Origin of the sequence: Planosporangium mesophilum, from assembly GCF_016863255.1 — a bacterium.
Classification (GTDB): Bacteria; Actinomycetota; Actinomycetes; order Mycobacteriales; family Micromonosporaceae; genus Planosporangium; species Planosporangium mesophilum.
This window is the reverse complement of the sequence record NZ_BOON01000021.1, coordinates 15,461-37,453: the sequence shown is the minus strand read 5'-3', so window position 1 is coordinate 37,453 and position 21,993 is coordinate 15,461. Positions and strand designations below refer to the sequence as shown.

Sequence of the window (21,993 nt, the reverse complement as noted above, 5' to 3'; positions counted from 1 at the left end):
CCGTCTCAACATGCGCACTCGACTCCAACCCGAACTACCTGACGAGGCTGTCGCGTGGCGAACATCAAGTCCCAGATCAAGCGCAACCGGCAGAACGAGAAGCGCCGGCTGCGAAACAAGTCGGTCAAGTCTGCGCTGAAGACGTCTGTCCGCAAGTTCCAGGAGGCCGCCGCTACCGGCGACTCCGAGCAGGCCGCCGCGCTGATGCGCGAGGCCTCGCGCAAGCTCGACAAGGCCGTGAGCAAGGGCGTTATCCACAAGAACCAGGCCGCCAACCGCAAGTCGGCCATCGCCAAGCGGCTGTCGTCGCTGGCCGCCTGAGCTCCCCGCTCGTCGACGCCTCGTAACGCCGCCTGGGTCTGACGGCCCGGCGGCGTTTTGGCGTGTCCCGGTACGGCCGTTTCGGCGCACCCGTGGGGTACGGATGCGCTGCGGCGGATAACGCCGATCGTGGCACGCACGCGACTCGGGGCGCGCCGCTGCGGGCGTGCCCCGTGGTGAGACGAAGGGCCTCAGGCGAACCGGTGCCGGTTGGGCTGGCCGCCCTGGTGCCTGCCCTCATGGGCGTCGAGGTGCGGACCTGCCTGCCGGCCGTTACCGGCTCGGCTGTCGTCCCGCCGGGTGTGGCGGCCGAGGGTGACCGTCTGACGCCACTCCGGCCGTACCAGCGCGGCGCGCTCGTCCTCGGACTCGGCGCTGTGCTGCCGCCCACGGGAGTTCCCGGTACGACCCCCGGCCGGGTTGCCGGCCGCCACCCGGCGCTGCAGCCCGTTGTGCTGGGTGGTCTCGTCGAAGCGCCGGCTCTCACGGGGCAGACCCACGGTCGTCGGCTCGTCGAAACGCCGGCTCTCGCCCGGCAGGCCCGCCGTGGTGTCGGCCCTCCCGGCGCGCGCCCCGGTCATGCGGTCGGCACCGGCATCCGCACCCGTGGGGTAGGAGCCGGGGACGGCGGCGTAGGCGCCGGAGACGTAGACGCGCGACGACCGGGCCTCGGCCCGGGCCATGCCCGGCATGTCGAACGCCGGGGTCACCTCGGTCGCAAGATTGTCCCGGTGCTCCCCGTACCGCCGGGAACCGACGGCACGGCTGCCCTGACCGCCCCCGCCGACCGCGCCGGCCACCAGGTCGTTCAGCTTGACCATCGCGGCGACCGCGACCGGCAGCGCGGCGACCGCCCACCAGCTGGTCAGCTCTGCCAGCCCGAGCAGCACGGCCAGCGCGACCATGCATTCGAAGAGCAGAAAAGACATCAGCCCACCGGGCCGTACGTGCCGTAGCCCCAGCGCACGTGCGTACCAGGAAGCCTGCCCCGTGACTTCGCCGCCCTGACTCACCGCGTCCCACCTCCGTTTCGGGCCGCTGCGACCGCGAAGACCGCGCGCTCCAGCGCATACCCACGGTCCTCGGAGCCGCCCTTGACTGCGGCGTTGCAGTCAGCGACCACCCGCATGGCTTCAACGAGCGCGTCGGGGGTCCAGCCACGGGCTCGGCGCTGAGCACGTTCAATTTTCCAGGCCGGCATGCCGAGAGCACTGGCCAACTGGTACGGGTTGCCGCGCCCGGCCGAGGCCACCCGGGCCACCGTACGGACCCCGTCGGCCAGCGCGTCCGCGATCGGTACCGGGTCGACGCCGACGTGCAGCGCCCAGCGCAGTGCCTCCAGCGCGCCCGGTAGGTCACCCTCCACGGTCGCGTCGGCGACCGTGAAGCCGGTGACCTCCGCGCGGCCACGGTAGTAGCGGGCGACGGTGCCGGCGTCGATCCGCCCTCCGGTGTCGGCGACCAGCTGGGAGCAGGCGGCGACCAGCTCGCGCAGGTCGTTTCCGACGGCCTCGATCAGCGCCTCGGCGGCGTCCTCCGCGCACTTGCCGCCGAGCCGGCGGACCTCGGCGCGGACGAAGTCGACCCGCTCCCGGGGCTTGGTGATCTTCCCGACGGGGATGACCTTGACACCGGCCGCGCGCAGGCCGTCGGCCAGGGCTTTACCCTTGGCGCCGCCGAGGTGCGTGATGACCAGGGTCACGTCCGGGTCGGGGTCGCGGGCGTACTCGAGCAGCGCCGCCGCCAGGTCCTTCTTCGCGTCCTGACCGCCCCGGACGACGAGCACCCGGCGCCCGCCGAACAGCGACGGGCTGGTCATCTCGGCCAGCTCGCCGGGCACCAGCTCGCTGGCGGCGTACTCGCTCACCTCGGCGTCGGGCTCGGCCGTCCGCGCGGTGGCGATCGCGTCGCTCACCGCCCTGTCCGCGAGGAATTCCTCGTCACCGAGGACGAGACGTACGTCGGCTGACAACTGTGGAGGCACGGCAGCCATCGTCCCACGAACGCCGCCGCCGTACGGCCGGCGCTACCGGCGGCGGTGCTGGCAGGGCTGCGCGCCGGCGGCCGGGCTGCCGGCCGCGTGCCGCCACCGCCAGCCGCCCGTCCGTGTCGACGACGGCCAGGTCACCGGAGACGTCCGTCCGCAGCACCCTGGCCCCGCCTCGGGCCAGCCGGTGGAGCACGGCCGGGTTGGGATGGCCGTACGCGTTCCCGGCGCCCACCGAGACGAGCGCGACCGACGGATCCACCTCGTCGAGGAACCGCGGGTCCTGGAAGGCACTGCCGTGGTGCGCCACCTTCAGCACATCGACCCGTACCGGGTCGCCCAGCAGGCCCTGCTGCTCGTCCTCCTCGGCGTCGCCGGCCAGCAGCACCGAGTGCCCGCGCACGGTGGCGCGTAGGACGAGCGAGTTGTTGTTGGGATCCGAGCGGGTGTTGACCAGCGGCCGGCCCGGCCCGACCACGGTCAGGCGCAGCCCGCCCGCCGGGTAGACCTCACCCGCCGTCGCCTGCCGTACCGGAGTTTGCCGGGCGGTGGCAGCCGCGAGCACCTGGCGGCGCCCGAGGGCCGGCTCCGGGTGGGCGGTCGTCACCACCGCGCCGACCGAGCGGTCCCGGAACACGCCTTCCACTCCCCCGACGTGGTCGACGTGAAAATGGCTGATCACCAGCAGCGGTACGTGTCGGACGCCGAGCCGGCGCAGGCAGGCGTCGACCGAGGGCGGGTCGGGACCGGCGTCCACGACCACCGCCTGGCCCGGCGTGACCGGCAGCACCACCGCGTCGCCCTGGCCTACGTCGCACATCACCAGCAGCCACCCCGGCGGCGGCCAGCCCGAGGCGACCAGCCGTACCGGCAGCGTGCCGACGACCGTCGCAATCGTCACCACGGCCGCCAGCCGGCGGACCAGCGGGTGCCGGGCCGCGACCAGGAGCGCGACGAGGACCCCGGCGAGCAGGACGCCGCCGACCGCGCCTGTGGGCCACGGCGCGGTGCCGGCGGGTGCCTGCGCGCCGTACCGGCCGACCAGAACGAGCCATCGCGCCGGCCAGGCGGCGAGCCACGCGGCAAGCTCGGCCCCGGCCGGCCAGACCGGTGACAGCAGCGCCGCGGCGACGCCGAGCACGGTGGCCGGCGCGACGGCGGGTACCGCGAGCAGGTTGGCCGGCACGGCGACGAGCCCGATCGTGCCCGACAGGGCGGCGATCACCGGCGCGCAGGCCAACTGCGCGGCCGCCGGTACGGCGATCGCCTCTGCCAGGCCTGCCGGTACCCGGTGGCGGCGCAGCCCGTCGCGCCAGCCGGGTGCGAGCAGGAGGATGCCTGCCGTGGCGAGGACCGAGAGCGCGAACCCCGGCTCGCCGGCCAACTGCGGGTCGACGAGGACCAGCACGATCACCACGGCGGCCAGCCCGGGCACCGCCGCCCGGGGACGACCGCTCGCGAGCGCCACCAGCACGAGCGCCCCCAGGGCGGCGGCGCGTAGGACGCTGGGCGACGGGCGTACCAGGATCACGAAGCCGACGAGCGCGACGACGGAGATCGCGGCGGCCAGCCGTGGACCGGCCCGGCACCAGCGGGCCAGGCCGAGCACGAAGCCGAGCACGATCGCAACGTTCGACCCGCTGACCGCGAGCAGGTGCGTCATGCCGGTGGTGCGGAAATCGTCCGCCACGGCGGGCTCCAGCCGCGTGGTGTCGCCGACCACCAGCCCGGGCAGCAGGCCGCCCGGCTCGGGTGGCAGCGGCGCGCAGGCCCGTTGCAGGCCGGCACGCAGCCGCCCGGCCGACCGCTGGGCCCACGACGCCCGGCCGATCAGCCGTGGCGCGCCCGGCACGGACAGGACCGCCGAGCGCAGGTCTCCCCCGCGCGCCGCCACGATCCGGCCGTCGACCTCGACCCGCTGCCCGGGCAGGACGCCCCGCCAGGAGGGGTCGCCACCGAGCACCAGGACCCGCGTCGACAGGCGCAGCGCCGGCCGGCCGGTCGGGCTCAGCCGGGTGAGGTCCGCGGCGACGGCGTACCGGGTGGGGCCGCCGACGGCACCCGGGGTGGGGCGGGGGTCGTCGGTGACCACGAGGGCGGCGGCCACGGTGGCGCCCTCGCGGGCCAGTGCCGCGACCGGGCCGGCGTCGCGCAGCGCCACCCGGCACGCCGTGACCCCGGCACCGGCGACGACGCCGACCAGCACGGCGACCACGGCGGTCCGGCCGGACACCGCGCCGACCGCGCCCGCGGGCATCCGGCCGGACCGCCGGCCGACCGCCACCACGACGGCGACCAGGCCGGCTGCCACCGCGACGGCGACCAGCCCGGCTGCCACCGCGACGGCGGCCCCGGCCCGCCCGGACAGGTGCAGCGCCGCGAGCGCCGCCAGCCACGTCCCGGTCGCGACCCCGGCCAGCCGAAGATCGGGGTAGGCGTCGGCGCTCACACCGTCACCAGCGGCTTGATCTGGTTGAACCGGGCACCCCCGAGCCCGTCGACCTGCCGTAGCTCGTCGACCGACCGGAACGGGCCGTGCTTGGTGCGGTACTCCAGGATGTGCTGGGCGAGGACGGGTCCGATGCCGGGCAGCGCCTCGAACTGGGCGGCGGTGGCGGTGTTGAGGTTGAGCGGCCCGGCTGCGGTCGCCCCGGGCGCGCCCTGCTCGGCGGCGACACCGGGTGGCGGGGTGACACCGATCGCCACCAGCTCACCGTCGGCGAGCTTGCGGGCCAGGTTGACGAAGGAGAGGTCGGTGTCGGGCAGGATGCCGCCGGCCGCGTCGATCGCGTCGGCCACCCGGGCGCCGGCGGGAAGACGGACCAGCCCGGGACGCCGTACCCGGCCGGTCACGGCGATCACGACGACACCGGAGCCGGACGGGCTCGCCGCCGCCGAGGGCTCGGGCCGGGCGGCGGCGACGGGCTCCACCTGGGGACGGGCCCGCCAGGTCAGGAAGCCCGCAACGGCGACGGCGACCACCGCCACGGCGACCAGCGCACGGACGCCCCGGCGGCCCGGGTCGAGGGCGCCCAGCGCGCCCCGCAGACCGGCGGGCGCGGGAGGTGGTGCCGTAGTGACAGGTGAGGCCGGGGAGACCAGCTCCTCGTCCTCCGGCAGGCCGACGACCCGGACGAACCGCTCCCGCACCTCGTCGGCGGCGGCGTCTCGGTGCGATGGAAACATGCGCCGAAAGCTAGTGGCGGGCGGCGGTCTCCGCGGGTACGAGCCGCGCGGCTGTGGACAGCGAGGGTGCCTGTGGAAAACCCGGGCCGGTCGCTACCGGCGGCTCACCACCGCGCACAGCAGGCCCGGTCCGGCGTGGGCGGCGACCGCCGCACCCACCTCGGTCGCGTATACCCGGCGGATCCGGTCACCGAGCCGCGCCGTGAGCGACCCTCGCAGCGCCTCGGCCCGCTCGGTGGCCGCCAGGTGGTGTACCGCGATGTCGACCGTGCCGTCGCCCGCCGCCTCGACCGCCAGGTCGACCAGCCGGGCCAGGGCGCGGCCGGCGGTGCGTACCTTGTCGCTGACGGCGATCCGTCCACCGGCCAGGCGCAGGATCGGCTTGACCGACAGCGCGGTACCGAGCAGTGCCGACGCCGCCCCGATCCGGCCACCCCGACGCAGGAACTCCAGCGTGTCCACATAGAACAGCGTCGTGGTGCGGTCAGCCGTGGCGAGGGCGGCGGCCCGTACCTCCGGAAGGGATTTCCCGTCGGCGGCGGCCGCCGCCGCGGCGAGGGCCGGGAAGCCCAGGCCCATGCCGGTGGAGCAGGAGTCGACCACCTCGACCCGCCCGCCGAACTCGTCCGCAGCCAGGCGGGCGGCTTCATAGGTACCGGAGAGCTGCGCGGAGAGGTGTACCGACACGACGCCTGGCGCGCCACCGTCGAGCAACTGCCGGTACGTCTCGGCGAACGCACCGGGGGCCGGCCGCGACGTCGTCACGTGGGCGCGTCGGTGCTCGAGCGCCTTGGCGACGTCCGCCGGGGTGATGTCGATGCCTTCCAGGCCCGGCTCCCCGTCGATGACGACGGTGAGCGGAACGACGGTCAGACCGGCCTCGGTTGCGAGGGTCTCCGGCAGGTACGTGGTGCTGTCGGTGACCACCGCGACGCGCTCAGACGTACCTGCCATGTCGGCACCGTAACCGATGGCGGCCAATTCAGAAACGCGTCCCGCTCACCCGGCGCTGGCCTCGGTGACCTGGAACGGCTGGCCCTGCATGCAGTAGCTCATGACGTTCTGGGCGACGTGACCCCGGACGACCACGTTGTTGCCGGGCTTCACCACGTTCCGGTCGCCGCCCATCAGGTTGTAGGTCTGGCCGCCGCTGTGAAGCACCAGGCAGTTGGGCTCCACGCCGGCCTCGACCTGCCCGGACAGCGTCAGCTCAGGGGCTGGCGTGGAGGAAACCGCCGGGGACGCCGAGGGCGGCACCGAACTGCCGCCGCCGCTGCTCGCTCCCGGGGACGGCGTCCCGCCGCCGCCGCTACTGCAGCCGCCCACCAGGGCACCGGCGAGCAACGGGACGAGCAGTGCGGTGACGGTGCGAGGCGCTCCCATGGTGATCGGACGCTACTCTGCGCCGCCCGGTTCCGCCCCGCCCCCACACGCATGATCGCGCAGGGGCTCAGCCCGCGTTGTACGCCCGGAGCTGCCAGCCTCGTCGCTGGTCCAGGCGCAGCTCCACCCAGTGGCAGTTGGTGAGCACGCTCAGCGTCGGTACGACCGACTCGGGCCAGCCCAGCATCGCGATCACGCCGCGCCGGATGGCGCCGCCGTGGCTGGCCACGACGATCGTGCCGCCGGCGGCCCGGCCCGCCACGTCCGTCAGCGCGTCGGCGACCCGCTTGCCGAGCTCGTCGAGGTCCTCGATGCCGAGCCCCCGGATCGGGGCCCCGGCGCGCCAGCCGGCGTACTCCTCCGGCCAGCGCTCGGCGATCTCCGTGGTGGTCAGCCCCTGCCAGCTGCCGTAGTGCCGCTCCCGCAGGCGCGGATCGTGGGCCACGTCGAGGCCCGTGATCGCGGCGAGCGCGCCGGCGGTGTCCGCCGCCCGGCGGAGATCACTGGAGATGATCACGTCGGGGTGCAGCTCGGCGAGGCGGGCCGCGGCGGCCTGGGCCTGGGCCCGACCGACCTCGTCAAGCTCGGCGTCTATCTGCCCCTGTACCCGGCTGGCGGCGTTCCAGGCGGTCTGCCCGTGCCGCCACAGCAGCAGACGCGTCACGCCGCGTCGTCGGCTTCGCCGCCGGGGCCCTCGGCGCCACCACGGGCTTCGGCGGTGGCCATGTCCCGGTCGACGAACGGGATGGTCGGGCAGTCCTTCCACAGCCGGTCGAGCGCGTAGAACTCGCGCTCCTCGCTGTGCTGCACGTGTACCACGATGTCGATGTAGTCCAGCAGCACCCAGCGGCCGGCCCGCTCGCCCTCGCGGCGTACCGGCTTCGCCTTGTCCGGCAGTTCGAGCAGCTTCTCCTCGATGGCATCCACGATCGCGATGACCTGGCGTTCGTTCGGCGCCGAAGCGAGCAGGAAGACATCGGTGATCACGAGTTGGTCGCCCACGTCCAGCAGGACGATGTCCTGTGCCTTCTTGTCGGCGGCCGCCTGCGCGGCGGCCAGGGCCAGTTCGCGGGCGCGCTCGTTTGCGGGCACCTGACTCCTCTCGTCGTGTCGTCGGTGCGGGCCACAACCAGCCAGCGGCTCCGCCCCAAGGTTCCAGCCTCTCACGGGTACCCGCGAAGTGCCGCTTCGATCCCTGGGAGCTATCGGTACAAACTTCTCTTTGCGATATATTGCACAACCCCGTCGGGTACCAGGTACCAGACCGGCTTGCCCTGCGCGACGCGCGCCCGGCAGTCGGTCGAGGAGATCGCCATGGCCGGCACCTGCACCAGGCTGACCGTGTCGGCGGGCAGGTGGGCGGCGCTGAGCTCGTACCCGGGCCGGGTGACCCCGACGAAGTGGGCGAGCGCGAAGATCTCGTCGGCGTCCTTCCACGACAGGATCTTCTCCAGGGCGTCGGCGCCCGTGATGAAGTACAGGTCGGTGTCCGGGCCGTACGCCTCACGCAGGTCGCGCAGGGTGTCGATGGTGTAGGTCGGCCCCTTCCGGTCGATGTCGGCCCGACTGACGTGGAACCGCGGGTTGGACGCCGTCGCGATCACGGTCATCAGGTACCGGTCCTCGGCCGGGCTGACGTCCACCTCGTCCTTCTGCCAGGGCTGCCCGGTGGGCACGAAGACGACCTCGTCGAGCGAGAACTCGTCGGCGACCTCGCTCGCTGCGACGAGGTGACCGTTGTGGATCGGGTCGAACGTGCCGCCCATGATCCCTATTCGACGACGAGACACGTCCCTCCGAGGCTCTCCCACCCGCGGCATGGTAATGGTCGCCCCTTACGCCCCGGCCAGCGACCGGACGGTCAGCGCCCGCCGTAGATCATCCGTGCAGTCGAGCAGCACCCGGCGCAGCACCGGGGGCAGGTCCGTACGGTCGAGCAGCCGCTGGGCCGCGTCGGCCGTCGGAGTGCTCACCGCGTACCTCGGGTAGGCGGCCTTCGCCACCTGGCTGACCACCTGCGCGCCGCGCTGCGCGGCCATCGCCGGCATCTGGTCGAAGTACCGCGCCACGTACGCCTCGGTCAGGCTCTCCTGCTCCGGCTGCCAGAACCCCTGGGCGTACGCGAGCAACAGCCGGTTGGACAGCGTCTCGTCGGTGACGATCGCCTCCCAGGCCCGCGCCTTGGCCGCCGGATCCGGCAGCGCCGCCCGGCACCGGGCCGCGTGCTGGGCGCCGTGCCCGCTGCGGTCCCGCTCGCTCTCGGCGTCGAGGTCCGCGGCGCCGGCCATCCCGAGGACGACGAGCCGGCGCAGCAGCGCCCAGCGCAGCTCGGCGTCGACGGCGAGACCGTCCGGTACGTCCTTGCCGGCCAGCCAGCCCCGCAGGGTGCCGGCCTCGTCCACCCCCGCGCACCGGGCGAGCCCCCGGGCTGCCGCGAGCTGCCGGTCGCTGCCCGCGGCAGCGGTGGCGAGGACCCGGGCGCACATCGCGGCGAGCGCGGCCGACGCGGCCGCACGCTGGGCCGCCGGAAGGTACTGGCCGACCGTCACGTCCGCGGCGAGCTCCATCACCTCGGCGAAGACGGCGAGGTCGGTCTCGGTCTCGAGCCCGGCGGCGGCCAGTTCGACAAAGCGTGCGGGCGCCGCCTCGGCGTCGCGCGTGGCGTCCCAGACCGCGCTCCACAGCAGCGCCCGGGCGACCGGGTCGGCGACCGACGGCAGCAGGCGGGGCAGGGCGGCCAGCTCCGGTTCGGTCAGCCGCACCTTCGCGTACGTGAGGTCGTCGTCGTTGGCCAGCAGCAGCGCGGCGGCGGGCCGGCCGGTCAGCGCCGGCACGGAGGTACGCCCGAGGTCGACCGCCGGGTCCACCTCGACCTCCACCTGCTCCCGGCGCACGACCCGGCCGTCGGCGTCCCGGTCGTACAGGCCGAGCGCCAGCCGGTGCGGGCGTAGGACCGGCTGGGACGCGGGTGCGGTCTGGACCACCGTGACCGCGGCGTACCGGCCGTCCGGGCCGGTCGCGGCCACCGGACGCAGCGTCGTGACCCCGCTCTGCCGCAGCCACAGCGCCGCCCAGCCGGACAGGTCGCGGCCGCTCGCCGCGCCGAGCGCGGCCAGCAGGTCGGTCAGCGTGGCGTTGCCGTACGCGTGGTCGGCGAAGTACTGCCGCAGCCCGGCGAGGAAGGCCTCGTCGCCCACGAACGCGCCGAGCTGGCGCAGCGCGGCCGCGCCCTTGGCGTACGAGATGCCGTCGAAGTTGAGCAGGGCCGCGTCGCTGTCGTCGACGCCCTCGGGGGCCACCGGGTGCGTGGAGGGCCGCTGGTCGGCCGCGTACCCCCAGGTCTTGCGCTCGATCGTGAAGCCGCTCCAGGCGTCGGTGAAGGCGGTCGCCTCCGCCGCGACCCGGGTGCCCAGGTACTCGGCGAACGACTCGTTCAGCCACAGGTCGTCCCACCAGCGCATGGTGACCAGGTCGCCGAACCACATGTGTGCCATCTCGTGTGCGATCACGACGGCGCGCTCCACCCGCTCCGCCCGCGTGACGGCGGAGCGGAACACGTACTCGTCGCGGAACGTCACGCAGCCCGGGTTCTCCATCGCGCCGGCGTTGAACTCCGGCACGAACACCTGGTCGTACTTGCCGAACGGGTAGCGCCGGGCGAACAGCTCGTGGTACCGGTCGAGGCAGCCGGAGGTCACCTCGAAGATCTCGTCGGCGTCGCGGTCGAGGTGCTCGGCGAGCGACGCCCGGCAGTGGATGCCGAGCGGGATGCCGTCGTGCTCGGCGTACCGGGAGTGCAGCGGCCCGGCGACGAGGGTGACGAAGTAGGTCGCCAGCGGCGGCGTCGTGGCGAACCGCCACCGCCCCGGCGCCTGCTGCTCCCCCGCGCCGTTGGCCAGCACGGTCCAACCGGCCGGCGCCGTGACCGTCAGCGTGACCGGGGCCTTCAGGTCCGGCTGGTCGAAACAGGCGAACACCCGCTGGGCGGAGTCCAGGAACGTCTGGGCGTACAGGTAGACCTCGCCGTCGGCCGGGTCGACGAAGCGGTGCAGCCCCTCACCGCTGTTCGAGTACGCCATCGTGGCCCGTACGACGAGCTCGTTCTCGGCGGCCAGGCCGGTAAGCGCCAGCCGGTTGTCACTAAGTCCGGCCACGTCGAGCTCCCGGCCGTTGAGCGTCACGGAGCGCAGCGCGGCCGGCCGGAGCTCGACGAAGGTGTCCGCACCCGGTCGGGTACAGCCGAACCGCACCACCGTCGCGGACTCGAACTCCGCGTCCGGGCCCGTCAGGTCCAGGTCGATCGTGTACTCGTCGACCGACAGCAGCGCGGCCCGCTCGGCCGCCTCGGCTCGGGTGAGGCTAGGCATCCGATCATCCTGCCGTCCCGTCGTCGTGATCGGACGCGCACCCCCGCTCATGCCGCGATCAACGCCCGGATCGCGTCCATCCGGGACACCCTCGGCGCCAGCGCCCGCAACTGCAGCGCCAGGTTGACGGCGGCCAGCACCGGCTCCGGATCGGGTACCGGGATCTCCAGCCGTAGCCGGAGCCAGCACGCCACCCTGGTCCACCGGTAGTACGCCGTGCCGCGCCGCCCCTCGGCCGCCGCCGGGAAGCCGCCGGGACCCGCGCTCCCGGCCGCCCATCGCCGCACCGCCTCCGGCGAACGGCCCACCCGCTCCGCGATCGTCGCCAGCGTGACCAGGTCGTCGTCGCGTACGGCGAGAGCCGGTACGCCGACGGTGTCGAGGTCCCGTACCGCCGACACGATCGCGTCGACCAGCGTCGGGGCCTCCCGGGCGAAGTCGACCATGACGCCGGACCCGGCCGGGCCACCGGCGATCGTGGCGTCCGGGCAGCGCTCGACCAGAGCGGCCCGGGCGGACTCGTCAAGGGACCGGTCGGTCAGGAGCGTGAACTGCTGAAGCCTCATCGCGTTCATGGGTCGAGAGCGAATCAACGGGCAACGGCGCCGAGGAGGAGCCCCAGCAGGGCGAAAAAGTGTGGGCCAGAGCGGCCCCGGGGCCATGGCCCCGGGGCCAGAAAGGGGGGCCAGCTCAACGGGGAACGGGGCGGCCCAGGTCGATCGGGACGGCCCGTTCCCGCAGGTATCCGAGCGCGGCCGGCCACGGCCACGCCTCACCGAGGTAGCGGGCCGGCCGGTACTGCGGCAGCTCGGTCAGCACGTCGGCCTCGATGACGACGTCCCACGGCACGAAGAACGTGTTCCCGGCCGTGACGGTGAACGCCACGAAGTCGACGCGCGGCAGCAGTACCCGCGTACCCCGCGTCCAGGCGGCCACCGAGAACGTGCCGCCGTCGGCGGTCGCGAACACCGCGTACGACGCGACGGAGTCGTCGGTCTCGCCCCGCAGGATGTTGCGCTGGGCGCCGTACTCGGTGGCGGCCAGTACCCGCGACGCCCGCTGGACCGCGTCGGCGGCGGGGTGCCCGCGATCCACGGTGAACGGCACGACGCGCCCCGTCCGGTCCACCGTGTACGCCATCGGCGACAGCGGCCGCGGTGACTCGGCGAAGTGCCGTTCGACCAGGTCGAACAGTTGGGGCAGCGGCTGCGGGTCGGCGTCGACGATCACCAGCGAGCGCACGTCGGGTACGAACGCGACCGGGGTGCCGCCGACGTGGTCGGCCAGCGCGGCCAGCCAGCCGTCGAGCAGGATGTGGGAGACCCAGTACGCGTCGCCGTCGTCGATGAAGCGCAGCATCACCCGGCCACCGGGGTGCTCGGCCAGCGGCGGGGTGCTGACGGCGGCCAGGTTGGCCCGGGCCGCGGCGAACACCTCCTCGGTGGTCACGCCCCACTCCGCGCACGTCGCCTCGGAGACGTAGGTCATCGACGTGGGCTGGTCGATGACGACCATCTCGTCGAGGAACGGGAACGCCGGGCGGCGCAGCGGCGCCGGGCGCCCGGCCTGGCCGGCGCGGGCGAAGGTGGCGCTGCGCAGTACCGGTCGCAACCGGTGGCGCGCGGCCTCCCAGTTCTCGGGTACGTCGGGCAGCCGGGTGAAGGTCGTGACGAACCGCCGGATCCGCTCCTCGCGGCTGCCCGGCTCGCGCTGGCACTCGGCGTACAGGTTGTGCAGGTACAGCCAGGCCGACTCGGTACCGGGTCGGCGGCGGTACTCGATGGAGAACTCACGGCGGTGGTAGTGGGCGTCGGAGACCCCGGCGGCGCGCAGGGCGGCGAGCACCTCGCCGGCGAACCGGTCCGGCCCGCTGTGCCGTCGCAGCCGGTCGAAAATGCCCACGTCACCTCCTGAACCCGACCGCCGAGGTTACCCGCAATGCGTCACACCGAGGCGGCGGTCGCCGGGCCGCACGCCGCCCGGCGGGTCACCCCTCGTCGTCGGGGTCGCTGGAGGCTTCGCCGGCCACGCCGGCGGGGGCTTCGGCCTGGTCCTCGAAGCGCTGCCGGCGGGCCTGGCGGGCGGCCTTGCGCTCGGCCGCCGACAGTCGCGTGGCGGCGTCCTCGAGCCGGCGGTCGGTGCCCCGTCCGCTGGGCACGTACTCCTCGCCGGCGTACAGGGTGGGCTGCCAGTCGAACTCGTGGGTGCCGATGCGCACCGGGGCGCCGGGCTCGGCCCCGGCCTTGGCCAGGGCGTCCTCGACCCCGAGGCGGGCCAGCCGGTCGGCCAGGTAGCCGACGGCCTCGTCGTTGTCGAAGTTCGTCTGCCGCACCCAGCGCTCGGGGCGTCCGCGCACCACGTACACCCCGTCGGCGTCCCGGTCGATGGTGAAGCCGGCGTCGTCGACCGCCTTCGGGCGGATCACGATGCGGGTACGCTCCGGCGGCGGCGCGGTCCTGCGGTGCCGGTCCACCTGTTCGGCGAGAGCGTACGTCAGCTCCCGCAGCCCCTCCCGGGTGGCGGCGCTGACCTCGAACACCCGGAACCCGCGCGCCTCCAGGTCCGGCCGGACGATCTCGGCCAGGTCGCGACCGTCGGGCACGTCGACCTTGTTGAGCGCGACGAGGCGCGGCCGGTCCTCCAGGCCTCCGTATGCGGCGAGCTCGGCCTCGATCGCGTCGATGTCGGCGAGCGGGTCGCGGCCCGGCTCGATCGTGGCGGTGTCGATGACGTGCAGCAGGACGGCGGTCCGCTCGATGTGCCGTAGGAACTGCAGGCCCAGCCCCTTGCCGGTGGCGGCACCGGGGATCAGGCCCGGTACGTCGGCGATCGTGAAGGTGTGGTCGTCGACGCGGACGACGCCGAGGTTCGGTACCAGCGTGGTGAAGGGGTAGTCGGCGATCTTCGGGCGGGCCGCGGAGAGCACCGAGATCAGCGACGACTTGCCGGCGCTCGGGAACCCGATCAGCCCGACGTCGGCGACGCTCTTGAGTTCCAGGACGGCGTCGAGCATCTCGCCGGGCTCGCCCAGCTCCGCGAAGCCAGGTGCCTTGCGCTTGGAGTTGGCCAGGGCGGCGTTGCCGCGCCCGCCGCGGCCGCCGTTGGCGATCACGACGGTCGTACCCTCGCCCACCAGGTCGGCGATCACCTCGCCGTCGGGCGTGAGGACGACCGTGCCGTCCGGTACGCGCAACTGCAGGTCGGCGCCGTTGGCGCCGTCGCGGTTGGAGCCGGCGCCGCCCTTGCCGTTCTCGGCCTTGACCCGGGGCCGGAAGTGGAAGTCGAGCAGGGTGTGTACGCCGGGGTCGACGACGAGGGCGACGCTGCCGCCGTGTCCGCCGTTGCCGCCGTCCGGGCCGCCGAGCGGCTTGAACTTCTCCCGGTGGATCGACACGCAGCCGTGCCCGCCGTCACCGGCCTGCGCGTGCAGTACGACCCGGTCGACGAACGTAGCCACAGCTTGTCCCTTCCCAGCGCTCTCGCGTCAAACGCCGCGTCAAATACAACGGCGCGTCAAATACGAAGCGGACCGGCGGCGCGAAGCGCCCACCGGTCCGCTCAGGTAACTCGCTCAGGTACTCGCTCAGACCTGGGCGGGCACGATGCTGATGGTCTTGCGACCGCGCTTGGTGCCGAAGAGCACCGAGCCGGTGGCAAGGGCGAACAGCGTGTCGTCACCGCCCCGGCCGACCAGGTCGCCCGGGTGGAACTTGGTGCCGCGCTGGCGGATCAGAATCTCGCCGGCCTTGACCTGCTGTCCACCGAAGCGCTTGACGCCCAGGCGCTGAGCGGCGGAGTCACGGCCGTTGCGCGAGCTGGACGCACCCTTTTTGTGTGCCATCGCTTTACGCCTACTTTCCGGTGGAGATGCCGGTCACCTTGACCTGGGTCAGCGGCTGGCGGTGACCCTGGCGCTTGTGGTAGCCGGTCTTGTTCTTGAACTTGTGGATCCGGATCTTCGGACCCTTGGTGTGGGCGACGACCTCACCGGTCACCGCGACGTTGGCAAGCACATTCGCGTCGGTCACCAGGTCGTCACCGTCGACGAGGAGCACCGCGGGGAGGGTGACCGCGTCACCGGCGTCACCGGCGAGCTTCTCGACCTCGATCACGTCGCCCTCGGCGACCTTGTACTGCTTGCCGCCGGTCTTGACGATCGCGTACATCGGAGGCGGACTCCTGTCGTAGCTACTGGCGGGTGGATCGTTCCTTGCCGCACCGCCAGCTGTGAACACTGGGCACGCAAGGACGCGACGCACGACGTGCGCCGCAGGCAAGAGTACGTCATCAGGGGTCCAGAACCCAAACCGGGTCAGGCACTGCAGTAGTCGGCGACGTCACTGAGCGCCGTCGCGAACTTCCCCGTCGTCTGGCTGACCGCGTCCAGCGACGTGAGCCCGGCGAACGTGGCCGGGTCCGACCCCAGCCGGTCCAGGTTGGCGGCCGAGGTGGTCAGCGCGTTCGCCAGCCGGGGATCGGTCGCGGCCGCCGCGTGCGTACGCAGCTTGCCGGCGATCTCGCCCAGCTTGGCGCCGGCCGCCTGCTGGGCCCGGCTCTCCCCCGCCCGGTCACCCTGACCCCGGGCCGCGATCATCCGGCCCAGTTCGGTACCGAACGCCTTCGCGTCCGTGTCGAGGATCGTGCTCCGCAGGTCGTCGCAGACCGCCTGCGCGCTCGCGTCCGGGGAGGCGCCGGCGACCGCGCTGGGCCGGGCCGAGGCCGAGGCCGAGGGGACCGCCTCGGGCGTCCCCGCGGCCGTGCCGCAGCCGGCGGTGAGCAGCGTGGCGCCGCACAGCGCCGCCACGGCGATCAGGCCTCGCATGCGGGCCTCCCTCGTCAGATCAGGCGTACCGGGACCCTGGCGGGTTCGCCACCGGATACGGTGTGAAACCCGCCAGGGCCGGAGCAGGTGACGCCCTCGGGCGGCCTAACGGCGACGGCGCGGCCGACGACGGGCGGCGCCGACCGGCTCCTCCTCGGGCTCCAGTCCGTCGGAGTCGAACCCGACCGCGGGTACGGGGTCCAGCCCGGCGAACGCCGCCTCGTGCCCGTCGAGGTTGTCGCCCTCGGCCGTACGCTCGGCTTCGCCGGCGTCCGCACTGGCCTCGGAGGCTCCCACCTCGGCGGTGCCGACCTCCTCGGCCGGCGTGGGCTCCGTCGTCGCGGCGGCCCCGCCCTTGCGCCGACGGCGGCTGCCGCGCCCGTTCTCGCTGGGCTCCTCGGACCGGGCCGGGGCCGCCTTCGCCGGCGCGGCGGCGCTGCCGGAGCCGCGCTTCTCCGGTACCGGCTCGGAGTGGATGATCAGCCCCCGGCCCTTGCAGACCTCGCAGTTCTCGCTGAACGCCTCGAGCAGGCCCTGGCCGACCCGCTTGCGGGTCATCTGGACCAGGCCGAGCGAAGTGATCTCGGTGACCTGGTGCTTGGTGCGGTCCCGGCCGAGGCACTCGGTGAGCCGGCGCAGCACCAGCTCGCGGTTGGACTCGAGCACCATGTCGATGAAGTCGATGACGATGATGCCGCCCAGGTCCCGCAGCCGGAGCTGCCGCACGATCTCCTCGGCGGCCTCCAGGTTGTTGCGGGTGACCGTCTCCTCGAGGTTGCCGCCCGAACCGGTGTACTTGCCGGTGTTGACGTCGATGACGGTCATCGCCTCGGTACGGTCGATGACGAGACTGCCGCCGGACGGCAGGAAGACCCGGCGGTCGAGCGCCTTCATCAGCTGCTCGTCGATGCGCATCTCGTGGAAGACGTCGCCGACGCCGGCGTGGCGGCGCACCCGCGCCACCAGGTCCGGCGAGACGTGCTGAAGGTACGCCTCGATCATGTCGAAGGCGCCGTCACCCTGCACGACCAGGTCACGGAAGTCCTCGTTGAACAGGTCCCGGACCACCCGGACGAGCAGGTCGGGCTCCTCGTACAGCAGCTTCGGCGCGCCGGACTCGCCGGTACGGGCGGAGATCTCCTCCCACTGCGCCTGCAGCCGCTTCACGTCGCGGGCCAGTTCGTCCTCGGACGCCCCCTCGGCGGCCGTGCGTACGATCACGCCGGCGCCGTCGGGTACCAGGTTCTTGAGCGCGTCGCGCAGTCGCTTGCGCTCGACGTCGGACAGCTTGCGGCTGATGCCGGACGCGTTGCCGTTGGGCACGTACACCAGGTGGCGCCCGGACAGCGCGATGTGGCTGGTCAGGCGGGCGCCCTTGGTACCGATCGGGTCCTTGGTGACCTGTACCAGCACCGAGTCGCCGGACTTGAGCGCCTGCTCGATGGTGCGGGTGCGCCCCTCCAGGCCGGAGGCCTCCCAGTTGACCTCGCCGGCGTACAGGACGGCGTTGCGACCGCGCCCGATGTCGACGAAGGCCGCCTCCATGCTCGGCAGCACGTTCTGGACCCGGCCCAGGTACACGTTGCCGACCATCGTCGAGGCGCTGGCCCGGGAGACGTAGTGCTCGACCAGGATGCCGTCCTCGAGGACGCCGATCTGGGTACGGTCGCCCTTCTGCCGGACGACCATGACCCGGTCGACCGCCTCGCGGCGGGCCAGGAACTCCGACTCGCTGAGGATCGGCGGACGGGTACGCCGCTGCTCACGCCCGTCCCGGCGGCGCTGGCGCTTGGCCTCCAGCCGGGTCGAGCCGGACACGCCCTGCACCTCGTCGCGGGCGGGGCGCGGTTCGCGGATCTTGACGACCGTGTTGGCCGGGTCGTCCGGCGCGGGCTCGACGTCGCCGGCGCCCTTGCGCCGACGGCGGCGGCGACGGCGGGTCGCGCCCTCCTCGGCCTCCGCCTCGTCCTCGGCGTCCTCCGACTCCTCGGCCTCGCCGGTCTCCTCGTCGGCGCTGGCCTCGGTCTCGTCCTCGTCCTCGTCGCCGTAACCGCCCTTACCGCGGCCACGGCCACGGCGGCCGCGGCGCCGACGGCGACGGCCGTTCGGACCCTCGTCTTCCTCGTCGCCGGCCTCGTCGACCTCGTCACCGGCCTCGGTGGCCTCTTCGACCTCGGGCTCGGCCTCGGTCACCGCGGCGGCGGGCTCGGCAGCCTCGCCGCGCCGGCCCCGGCGCCGCCGGGAGGCGCGGGTCGCCTCGGCCTCGGCCTCCGCCTGGGCCTCCGCCTGGGCCTCGATCTCGGCCGCGCTCGGCGGCATGAACAGCACCGCCGTGGTCGGCGCGGCGCGCCGGCGGGACCGGGTCGCACCCTCGGTGGCCTCGGCCACCTGGGCGGCGGGCTCGGCCACAGCGGGTTCAGCCGTCCCGGCCGGCTCGGCGGCCGCAACGACGGGCTCGGCGGCCGCAACGACGGGCTCGGCGGCAGCGGTCGGCTCAGCGGCGGCAGCGGTCGCCTTGGTGCTCCGCCTGCGGGTACGGGACGCGCGGGCCGGGACGCTCTCCGCGGCTTCGGCGGGGGCGGACTGCTCGGCGGGGGCGGGCTGCTCCGCCGTCTCGGCGGCGCTCACCGGCTCCACGGCGGTCGTCTCGGCCGGCTCGCCGACCGAACGCCGCCGGCGGCGGGTCGCCTTCACCGGCTCCGCCTCGGCGCCAGCGGCGTTGCCCTCGTCAGCGGGGGTCGTCGCCGCCGCCTCGGCGGGCGCGGACTTCGTCGGGCGTCGCCTGCTGCGGCGTGGGGCCGGCGCCGACTCGGCGGCCTGCACGGCCTCCGCCGCCGCGACGGTGGGATTGTCGGTGCCCGCGGCGTTCGCCGGGGCGTCATTTCCTGGTGCGTTGCTGTTCGCTGCTCCAGGCTCGTTGTCGAGCATTCGGACGTTCTCCAGTTCTGGGGCCCCCGGGCGCGTACGAACGCTGCCACGCAGGGACACCTGTATGTGCCGGCGGCCCGCCCGGGAATCCGAACCAACCGCCGAAGTCTGCCAACTCCGTCAGGGCGACGGAGTTCCGATGACAGCCACCTCGCGATCCGCGGCCAGCGGATCGACCAGCTCGCCCTGCGCCATCAGCGTGCCCTGGGCCAGTCGGGTCGCACGGGGCGGCACCGGCAGCTCCAGGTCGGCCGCCTCGCGCAGGCCGGACAGGACGTCATCGGGTCGCACGGACGGGGTGACCTGCCGTACAACAAGGTCGAGTATCGCACACGGTACGCCGGCGACCTCGGAAGGTGTCACATCCGTGGTCTGTGCCGCTGTGAGACTCACCACCGGCGACCGCGCGTCCAGCGTGCGCTTGCCCTGTTTGGTCAGGCGCTCCACCGGTACCTCGGTCGCCTTCAGGAACGTTTCGACCGCGTGCCGAGCGGCCTCGATCGACACGCCGGGCAGCTCGATCCGCCACGCCGACGCGTCGATCCGGTCGGCCAGACTGCCGCCGGCCGCCTCCACCGCGTCGAGGACGTCGAGACCCGGCGAGAGCGCCGCGTCCAGCGCCCCGACCAGCGCGGCCGGGTCGACCCGCTCGCGCAGCCCGATCTCCAGGTACTCGGCCTCACTCGCCACGCCGGTAGGCGCCGCCGAGGCGTACGAGATCTTCGGGTGCGGGGTGAAGCCCTGCGAGTACGCGATCGGCACGCCGGCCCGCAGGATCGCCCGCTCGAACGCCCGGGCGAAGTCCCGGTGCGAGGTGAAGCGCATCGGCCCGCGCTTGGCGTAGTGCAGCCGGATGCGCTGCACGACCGGCGCCTGGCCGCCTTCCGGCTGGTTCTTGGGACGACGACCGCTCATGACGCCACCTCGCTTCGCTCGGTGACGCCATGAGGCCTGGCCGCGCTGAGCCTGCCGATGACCTCGCTCCGCTCGGTCATGAAGGCACCTTCAACCCGGCGTTGACCGGGGTGAGCGGCAACAGCTTCTTACCGGTCGGCCCGATCTGGATCTCGGTGTCCATGCTCGGGCACACGCCGCAGTCGAAACATGGGGTCCAACGACAGTCGTCCTGCTCGTATTCCGACAGCGAGTCCTGCCAGTCCTGCCAGAGCCACTCCTTGTCCAGCCCCGAGTCCAGGTGATCCCAGGGCAGGACCTCGTTCTCGTCGCGCTGGCGGGTCGTGTACCAGTCGAGGTCCAGGCCGTACTCCGGCAGAGTCTCGGCCGCCGCGTCCACCCAGCGCTGGTACGAGAAGTGCTCCGACCAGCCGTCGAAGCGCCCGCCGCTCTCCCAGACCCGCCGGATCACCGCGCCGACCCGCCGGTCACCGCGGCTGAGCAGGCCCTCGATCAGGGACGGCTGGCCGTCGTGGTAGCGGTACCCGATGGCCCGGCCGAGCGACCGGTCCGAGTTGATCGCCTGCTTGAGCAGCTTGAGGCGGTTGTCGATGGTCTCCGGCGAGCTCATCGAGGCCCACTGGAACGGGGTGTGCGGCTTGGGTACGAACCCGCCGATCGACACCGTGCAGCGGATGTCCTTGGAGCCGGTGGCCGCCCGACCGGCCTTGATCACCTCGTGGGCGAGCTTGGCGATCTGCAGGACGTCCTCATCGGTCTCGGTGGGCAGGCCGCACATGAAGTACAGCTTCACCTGCCGCCAGCCGTTGGTGTAGGCGGTGACGACGGTGCGGATCAGGTCCTCCTCCGACACCATCTTGTTGATCACCTTGCGGATCCGCTCCGAGCCGCCCTCCGGGGCGAAGGTCAGGCCGGTACGCCGCCCGTTGCGCGCCAGCTCCTGCGCCAGCGTCACGTTGAACGCGTCGACCCGGGTGCTCGGCAACGACAGGGACACGTTCGTGCCCTCGTACTGGTCGGCAAGGCCGGAGCAGATGTCGCCGATCTCGGAGTGGTCTGCCGAGCTCAACGACAAAAGCCCGACCTCGCCGAAGCCGGAGAACTCCAGCCCCTCTTTGACCATCTCGCCGATCGTGGTGATGGAACGCTCCCGGACCGGCCTCGTGATCATGCCGGCCTGGCAGAACCGGCAGCCGCGGGTGCAGCCCCGGAAGATCTCCACCGCGTACCGCTCGTGCACCGTCTCTGCCAGCGGCACGAGGGGCTTCTTCGGGTACGGCCACGCGTCGAGGTCCATGGTGGTGCGCTTGTGTACCCGGAACGGCACGTCGGCCCGGTTGGGCACGACCCGCTGGATCCGCCCGTCGGGCAGGTAGTCGACGTCGTAGAAGCGCGGCACGTACACGCTCTCGGTACGGGCCAGCCGCAGCAGCAGCTCGTCGCGGCCGCCCGGGCAGCCCTCCGCCTTCCACTCCCGCACGATCGCGGTGATCTCGAGGACCGCCTCCTCGCCGTCGCCGAGCACGGCGGCGTCGACGAAGTCGGCGATCGGCTCCGGGTTGAACGCCGCGTGTCCACCGGCGACCACGATCGGGTGGGTCTCGTCGCGCTCGGAGCTGTCCAGCGGGATCCCGGCCAGGCTCAGCATCGTGAGCATGTTCGTGTAGCCCAGCTCGGTCGCGAACGAGATGCCGAACAGGTCGAACGCGCGGACCGGCCGGTGCGAGTCGACGGTGAACTGCGGTACGCCGTTCTCCCGCATCTGCGCCTCGAGGTCGGGCCAGACGGCGTAGGTCCGCTCGGCCAGGACGTCGGGCTGCTCGTTGAGCACCTCGTACAGGATCTGCACGCCCTGGTTGGGCAGGCCGACCTCGTACGCGTCCGGGTACGACAGGACCCAGCGCACAGCGGCGGCGTCCCAGTCCTTCGTGACCGCCCCCAGCTCGCCGCCGACGTACTGGATCGGCTTGCTCACCTTGGGCAGCAACTGCTCCAGCTGCGGCCACACGGTGGGCGCGGCTCGCAGGTTCGCAGTGGTAACGGGCGCCTCGCTCATAACGCCCAAGGGTACGCGGGCGCCCGCG

The 21,993-nt window shown here is 73.3% G+C and carries 20 protein-coding genes; 1 reads left to right on the top strand and 19 read right to left on the bottom strand.

What is annotated here, in order from left to right:
* The first annotated feature begins 54 nt into the window (after positions 1 to 54).
* Positions 55 to 321 carry a 30S ribosomal protein S20 gene (rpsT, locus tag Pme01_RS12030; RefSeq protein ID WP_168115619.1) on the top strand — a complete coding sequence of 89 codons (267 nt, stop codon included), beginning with the start codon at positions 55 to 57 and terminating at the stop codon, positions 319 to 321.
* A 191-nt stretch (positions 322 to 512) separates the two neighbouring features.
* On the opposite strand, the gene Pme01_RS31940 is transcribed toward rpsT, so the two are convergent.
* The 19 genes from Pme01_RS31940 to Pme01_RS11935 all read right to left on the bottom strand — a co-directional run bounded on the left by Pme01_RS31940 (position 513) and on the right by Pme01_RS11935 (position 21,965).
* A complete protein-coding gene (locus tag Pme01_RS31940) occupies positions 513 to 1,250 on the bottom strand; it encodes a hypothetical protein (protein ID WP_205864117.1) in 738 nt (245 codons plus the stop codon).
* Positions 1,251 to 1,330: 80 nt separating this feature from the next.
* On the bottom strand, positions 1,331 to 2,314 hold the full coding sequence (gene holA / locus Pme01_RS12020) for a DNA polymerase III subunit delta (RefSeq protein WP_168115620.1): 984 nt from the start codon (positions 2,312 to 2,314) through the stop codon (positions 1,331 to 1,333).
* Positions 2,262 to 4,757 carry a ComEC/Rec2 family competence protein gene (locus tag Pme01_RS12015; protein WP_168115621.1) on the bottom strand — a complete coding sequence of 832 codons (2,496 nt, stop codon included), beginning with the start codon at positions 4,755 to 4,757 and terminating at the stop codon, positions 2,262 to 2,264. The genes holA and Pme01_RS12015 overlap by 53 nt, the downstream gene beginning before the upstream one ends.
* Positions 4,754 to 5,494 carry a ComEA family DNA-binding protein gene (locus Pme01_RS12010; RefSeq protein WP_168115622.1) on the bottom strand — a complete coding sequence of 247 codons (741 nt, stop codon included), beginning with the start codon at positions 5,492 to 5,494 and terminating at the stop codon, positions 4,754 to 4,756. The genes Pme01_RS12015 and Pme01_RS12010 overlap by 4 nt, the downstream gene beginning before the upstream one ends.
* A 93-nt stretch (positions 5,495 to 5,587) precedes the next feature.
* Positions 5,588 to 6,448: a DegV family protein gene (locus tag Pme01_RS12005; RefSeq protein ID WP_168115623.1), complete on the bottom strand. Its 861-nt coding sequence runs from the start codon at positions 6,446 to 6,448 to the stop codon at positions 5,588 to 5,590.
* A gap of 45 nt (positions 6,449 to 6,493) precedes the next feature.
* On the bottom strand, positions 6,494 to 6,877 hold the full coding sequence (locus tag Pme01_RS12000) for a hypothetical protein (protein WP_168115624.1): 384 nt from the start codon (positions 6,875 to 6,877) through the stop codon (positions 6,494 to 6,496).
* A 67-nt stretch (positions 6,878 to 6,944) separates the two neighbouring features.
* Positions 6,945 to 7,541, bottom strand: a complete 597-nt coding sequence (locus Pme01_RS11995; protein ID WP_168115625.1) for a histidine phosphatase family protein — start codon at positions 7,539 to 7,541, stop codon at positions 6,945 to 6,947.
* Positions 7,538 to 7,969 carry a ribosome silencing factor gene (gene rsfS, locus Pme01_RS11990; protein ID WP_168115626.1) on the bottom strand — a complete coding sequence of 144 codons (432 nt, stop codon included), beginning with the start codon at positions 7,967 to 7,969 and terminating at the stop codon, positions 7,538 to 7,540. The genes Pme01_RS11995 and rsfS overlap by 4 nt, the downstream gene beginning before the upstream one ends.
* 110 nt (positions 7,970 to 8,079) lie before the next feature.
* Positions 8,080 to 8,697, bottom strand: coding sequence for a nicotinate-nucleotide adenylyltransferase (gene nadD, locus Pme01_RS11985; RefSeq protein ID WP_168115627.1), 618 nt, complete (start codon positions 8,695 to 8,697; stop codon positions 8,080 to 8,082).
* A 15-nt stretch (positions 8,698 to 8,712) separates the two neighbouring features.
* Complete coding sequence (gene pepN, locus Pme01_RS11980; protein WP_168115628.1) at positions 8,713 to 11,244, bottom strand: aminopeptidase N; 2,532 nt, start codon at positions 11,242 to 11,244, stop codon at positions 8,713 to 8,715.
* 47 nt (positions 11,245 to 11,291) lie between these two features.
* The gene (locus Pme01_RS11975; protein ID WP_168115629.1) at positions 11,292 to 11,819 is read right to left on the bottom strand and encodes a hypothetical protein; all 528 of its coding nucleotides are present in this window, start codon (positions 11,817 to 11,819) and stop codon (positions 11,292 to 11,294) included.
* A gap of 115 nt (positions 11,820 to 11,934) precedes the next feature.
* Entirely contained in the window at positions 11,935 to 13,146 is a 1,212-nt protein-coding gene (locus Pme01_RS11970) for a DUF1444 domain-containing protein (RefSeq protein ID WP_168115630.1), read from the bottom strand.
* Between the two features lie 85 nt (positions 13,147 to 13,231).
* On the bottom strand, positions 13,232 to 14,701 hold the full coding sequence (obgE, locus tag Pme01_RS11965) for a GTPase ObgE (RefSeq protein ID WP_168115631.1): 1,470 nt from the start codon (positions 14,699 to 14,701) through the stop codon (positions 13,232 to 13,234).
* 126 nt (positions 14,702 to 14,827) lie between these two features.
* Positions 14,828 to 15,085 (bottom strand): 50S ribosomal protein L27, encoded by a 258-nt coding sequence (rpmA, locus tag Pme01_RS11960; RefSeq protein WP_168115632.1) that lies wholly within the window; start codon positions 15,083 to 15,085, stop codon positions 14,828 to 14,830.
* A 10-nt stretch (positions 15,086 to 15,095) separates the two neighbouring features.
* Complete coding sequence (gene rplU / locus Pme01_RS11955; RefSeq protein ID WP_168115633.1) at positions 15,096 to 15,410, bottom strand: 50S ribosomal protein L21; 315 nt, start codon at positions 15,408 to 15,410, stop codon at positions 15,096 to 15,098.
* 146 nt (positions 15,411 to 15,556) lie between these two features.
* The gene (locus Pme01_RS11950) at positions 15,557 to 16,066 is read right to left on the bottom strand and encodes a hypothetical protein (RefSeq protein WP_168115634.1); all 510 of its coding nucleotides are present in this window, start codon (positions 16,064 to 16,066) and stop codon (positions 15,557 to 15,559) included.
* 105 nt (positions 16,067 to 16,171) lie between these two features.
* The gene (locus Pme01_RS11945; protein ID WP_168115635.1) at positions 16,172 to 18,994 is read right to left on the bottom strand and encodes an Rne/Rng family ribonuclease; all 2,823 of its coding nucleotides are present in this window, start codon (positions 18,992 to 18,994) and stop codon (positions 16,172 to 16,174) included.
* A gap of 120 nt (positions 18,995 to 19,114) precedes the next feature.
* Positions 19,115 to 19,858 carry a TIGR03936 family radical SAM-associated protein gene (locus Pme01_RS11940; protein WP_275408518.1) on the bottom strand — a complete coding sequence of 248 codons (744 nt, stop codon included), beginning with the start codon at positions 19,856 to 19,858 and terminating at the stop codon, positions 19,115 to 19,117.
* A gap of 127 nt (positions 19,859 to 19,985) precedes the next feature.
* Complete coding sequence (locus tag Pme01_RS11935; RefSeq protein ID WP_168115637.1) at positions 19,986 to 21,965, bottom strand: TIGR03960 family B12-binding radical SAM protein; 1,980 nt, start codon at positions 21,963 to 21,965, stop codon at positions 19,986 to 19,988.
* Positions 21,966 to 21,993: the final 28 nt, after the last annotated feature.